The following is a 4,290-nucleotide window of genomic DNA, read 5'->3' on the forward strand; positions in this document are numbered from 1 at the left end:
ACTAATTAACAGTCACATCACTTGAAGTTATCTGCCACCTCAGTAGCCAACTCTTCATCGATCAAAACACGACCACAGTACTCACAGGCAATAATCTTCTTATGCGAGCGAACATCTATCTCGCGCTGTGGAGGAATCAGATTAAAGCAACCAGAGCAAGCATCACGCTGAATAGGGGCAACAGCTACCCCATTGTGTGTAGATTTGCGGGTCCGCTTAAAAGCAGCGAGCAATTGAGGGTCAATCAACTCTTCTAATGACTTAGCATTAATTCTAAGCTTCTCTTCCTCTGCCTTAGTATCGGCGATGATAGCGTCTAGCTCCTTCTTCTTTACTTGATAAACCTCCTGGACCTCCTTGATATCTGCAGTTAGTGCGCCGATATCCTCTTTGATATACTGGTTATCCTCTTGATATTCACGGATAGCTTTTTCGTACTTAAGAATATCTAGCTCCAGGTTTTCGAGTTCCTTAGAGATGGCATCATACTCCTTGTCGTTACGTACATCATTAAGATGCTGCTTGTACTTCTCGACCATTCCTTCAGCAGTCCTGATGCTCTCCTTAGCCTTCTCAATATTATGCTTATTTTGATCTATTTGATCTTCATAGCGCTCCTTTCTTTTGTGCTTGCCCTCTAAGTCATCAGCAAGCTCTTCCACTTCCATTGGAAGCTCTCCTCGCATCGTTCGGATACGATCAATTTCAGAGGAGACAATTTGCAACTGATATAGAGCCTTTAGGCGCTCCTCCACCGATATTTCCTTTGGACTTTCTTCTTTTTTCTTAGCCATAACTATTACCACATTATTATGAGATATAATGCACGGGATTGACACACGATTCTGCACTATAGATTGCAAAGTTACCTTTTTTTTCAGACATAATCTCTTTTAGCAACTCTTTCGTCAATAATTCCGATTCATAGTGCCCAATAGTCATAAGGAGTATCTCCCCCTCCGCATCATAATAATCATTATACTTCGCCTCCCCAGTAATAAAGATATCGGCTTTTTCTTCGATGGCCATAGGCATCAAAAAGTTTCCAGAGCCCCCACAGTATGCCACTCTCTTTATCTTTTCGGTCAGAGGCTTGCTATGAGCCACATGAGTAATTGGCTGGAAAGCCTTCATCAGCTCTACCACTTCACCTATTGAGCGTGGACTAGGCAAATCACCAATCACCCCTGCACCCACGTTAGGATTTCCCTCGATAGGAGACAAAATCTTTACATTTTGAAGCCCCATCTTACGCGCCCAAAATATATTCACCCCCTCATCATCATTATCCAATGAAGTATGTGAGGCGTAAAGTACGATATCATGCTTAATTGCCTTTATGATTACTCGATTGATGTAGTAATCTGGAGTAATACTTTTCACGCCACGAAATAGTGCTGGATGATGCGTCACAATCAGGTTACACCCTTTTGCAATAGCTTCGTCCACTACAGCTTCAGTCGTGTCAATTGCCACCAACACCGCCCGGAGTTCCTGAGACGTATCGCCACATTGCACGCCACTATTGTCATACCCTTCCTGCTGAGATAAGGGCACTCTCTCCTCCAAATAATCTAGTAATTCTCTTATCTTCATTTTATTCCTCTTTCATTTAAGGCCGCCACATATTTCCTAGCATTCTTCTGATGCTCAGGGTACGTAGAAGCAAAGCTATGATACCCACTAAAATCCTCCTTCGCGCACATATATAGATAGCTATGGTCCGATGCCTTCAATACACCGTCAATAGCCTCCATAGTAGGAATACGTATCGGCCCTATTGGCAATCCCTTATGAATATAGGTATTGTAAGGGCTATCCACCTTTAGATGCTTATGTAAGATGCGACGGAGGCCAAACTCTTGCAGTGCAAATTTTATCGTTGGGTCAGCTTGCAAAGGCATCCCCACCCTCAACCTATTAATGTATAGACCAGCGATCATTGGGTACTCGTCCACCTTCGCACTTTCTTCCTGTACGATCGAAGCAAGAGTGATCACCTCATACGGAGTAAGCCCCAGTGAGTCGGCTTTGGCTCTACGCTGGGCATTCCAAAACTTCTGGCTCTCCTCAGCCATACGCTTTGTGAGGTCTGCTGGCGTGATATCCCAATACACCTCATAGGTATTTGGAACTAAGTAATAAACCAACGTAGTATCAGGGATATTCAAGCTACGAAGCAAAAGGGTATCATTCATCGCCCGTGCCACCTCCAAGCTATCTATCATTAGCTGACTTCCCATCCTCCGATACAATTGACTTGGCAATCGATACGAATTGAAGTAAAACGAAATAGGCGTCTGCATTCCATGCACCAATCGATTATAAAGTGCTTGCACCGTCATCTTTGGTTCAATCGTATAGCTCCCCACCTTAGGGGCATTACTAGTGCGACACTTGAGATGAAGCTTTAGATCACCTAAGAGAGGGGCATCCGTGGAAGCGACAATACTATCTACCACATCACTCCAAGAAGCATCTGGATAGACAAATATCCGTACCGCTTTGTCGCTAGAAGTATTGAAAGCTGGTTGCCTAGTAAAGCGATAATAGGCAGTACAGAGACCTACCACGATCAATAAGAATAGGGCTCCAATCCCCAAAAGCAGCTTATGAGGCTTCTTCATCCCCTACCTTATCTGCTAAATAGACCAAAGAAACCACCGCCTTTCTCATTATCCTCGTCCTGCTCTGCTAGAGAGTTATGATGAGCAATCGCCTCCTCAATAGTCATCTTAGTTTTGCACAAGTGGAGATTATCCGCCTCCACCTCAAGCCCCTGATTCGCAGCATCGAGTGCTTTATCCAGTTCATTTCTCCTTAGATAGCTTTGAGCTGCCTTATTGAGATAAAAAACATACTGTGCTAAGTCTCCATTCTTACCACTATCTGCTATGATATCCTCTACCACTTCAATATGCTTCTCATAATCCCCAAGGGCAAAATAGATATTTTCTAGGCTAAACTTAGTGCTTGGCTTCTCTGGCAATTCATTTATGTGTGCCTCTATAAATTCAAGGCCCCTCTTTCTATACAACTCTTTTTGCGCCTCATCCTTTTCTTGCGAATGTAGAGAGATATAGACCTGTGCTAGCTCTTTGATGCTATTCACTTTGCGGATACCCTTTTCAATACACTCCCGATAAAGCTTTTCCGCCAAGTCATAATTCTTCATTTCCAGAGCTTTCCTTGCTTGAATGTAGAGACCATTATTGTGGCTTGTTGCTCCTGGCACGCCACTATCCATCTGTGCCGATAACTCCTCCAGCATAGCAGTAGCTGAGTGGCTACTAGGGTAAGCATAAAGAATATTTTGAAGCACCATCTTGGCCCTTATAAAGTCTTCTTCATTCACCAAGTCCATAGCGATAGCCAATAGACCACCAATGGTATTAGGCCTGTGAATGCTCTTCGCGGCAGGACCTTTGTGATTTGAGCCCCTAAAATAAACCACCTTAATCCCTTCGCCAACCATATTAAGCAGATCCCTATCCACGATATCTCCACGATTATAGAAATACCGCTCTCCAGTCTCCACATCATCAATAAAACCAAATTGATAGCTTGGCTTCAGATCCACAATCGCCCCAATCGCAGGCACCTCCTGATCCAAGTCTTGACCCTCGCTCATGATCTCATCAAAGACCGATTGCACCTTCTCCCTCAACGCACGCAATCTTAGCCTATCTTCCTCCGATCTGCGCCAAGTATTGGCCAATGAGGGGTCTCGCTTCGCTAGAGACTCTATCGGGATCTTATCGCCAGGCTTATATTGTCTGAATGATCGCTTGCTAACCTTCGGAGAATCGACTGAAGCCCCCTTTTCAAAAGGTAGCTCCCGCTTCCAAGACCCCTGCTCAGACTTCATTGAGGGGTAGCCCTCTGAATGAGAAGACGCCCGAGGGGTTGATAGACTCTTTACCGGCTCCTTTGAAAAACTTCTAATAGCCTCATCGCGCACCCCAATCACATTCCCATCCTCACTCTCAATAACAATAAAGTCATTATTAAGCTTAACTATTTTACCACCAATTTCCACGTCATTACTCTGCGTGAGGTAAATGGTCTGACCAACACTAAATAAATCACTAATAAAATCAATCATCCTACTTATTATTCTACTAAATTCAAAAACACTATAAAATCAGCTAGATTGACAAATATAGCGATTCACCGTGGCGAAACAAAAATATTTCAAGTTAAACCTAGTTAAAGTGTACAGAAACAGGGGTTACGCATTAGAAAATACTTACCATATGGTTTTTATCGGGGGGGGGGCTATGTGTAGGG

4 protein-coding genes are annotated in these 4,290 nt (G+C 43.7%); all 4 read right to left on the reverse strand.

The window, feature by feature from the left end; all coding sequences use genetic code 11:
• Nucleotides 1-17: 17 nt before the first annotated feature.
• From QVO39_RS03805 to QVO39_RS03820, 4 genes are read right to left on the reverse strand one after another with little or no spacing between them, the layout of a single operon-like run.
• Nucleotides 18-794, reverse strand: a complete 777-nt coding sequence (locus tag QVO39_RS03805) for a zinc ribbon domain-containing protein (protein WP_018028755.1) — start codon at nt 792-794, stop codon at nt 18-20.
• Between the two features lie 16 nt (nt 795-810).
• Nucleotides 811-1,596, reverse strand: a complete 786-nt coding sequence (locus QVO39_RS03810; protein ID WP_021903078.1) for a Nif3-like dinuclear metal center hexameric protein — start codon at nt 1,594-1,596, stop codon at nt 811-813.
• Complete coding sequence (gene mltG / locus QVO39_RS03815; protein ID WP_018028757.1) at nt 1,593-2,627, reverse strand: endolytic transglycosylase MltG; 1,035 nt, start codon at nt 2,625-2,627, stop codon at nt 1,593-1,595. Before mltG ends, QVO39_RS03810 begins: the two co-directional genes overlap by 4 nt.
• Nucleotides 2,628-2,635: 8 nt before the next feature.
• Nucleotides 2,636-4,105: a cold-shock protein gene (locus tag QVO39_RS03820; protein ID WP_021903079.1), complete on the reverse strand. Its 1,470-nt coding sequence runs from the start codon at nt 4,103-4,105 to the stop codon at nt 2,636-2,638.
• Nucleotides 4,106-4,290 lie beyond the last annotated feature (185 nt).

It is taken from the genome of Porphyromonas sp. CAG:1061 (assembly GCF_000435035.1).
In the GTDB taxonomy this organism is placed as follows: Bacteria; Bacteroidota; Bacteroidia; order Bacteroidales; family Porphyromonadaceae; genus Porphyromonas_A; species Porphyromonas_A somerae.

Coding starts and splice junctions, on each gene's coding strand:
- QVO39_RS03805 (WP_018028755.1), bottom strand. CDS start 794: ATGGCTAAGAAAAAAGAAGAAAGTCCAAAGGAAATATCGGTGGAGGAG.
- QVO39_RS03810 (WP_021903078.1), bottom strand. CDS start 1,596: ATGAAGATAAGAGAATTACTAGATTATTTGGAGGAGAGAGTGCCCTTA.
- mltG (WP_018028757.1), bottom strand. CDS start 2,627: ATGAAGAAGCCTCATAAGCTGCTTTTGGGGATTGGAGCCCTATTCTTA.
- QVO39_RS03820 (WP_021903079.1), bottom strand. CDS start 4,105: ATGATTGATTTTATTAGTGATTTATTTAGTGTTGGTCAGACCATTTAC.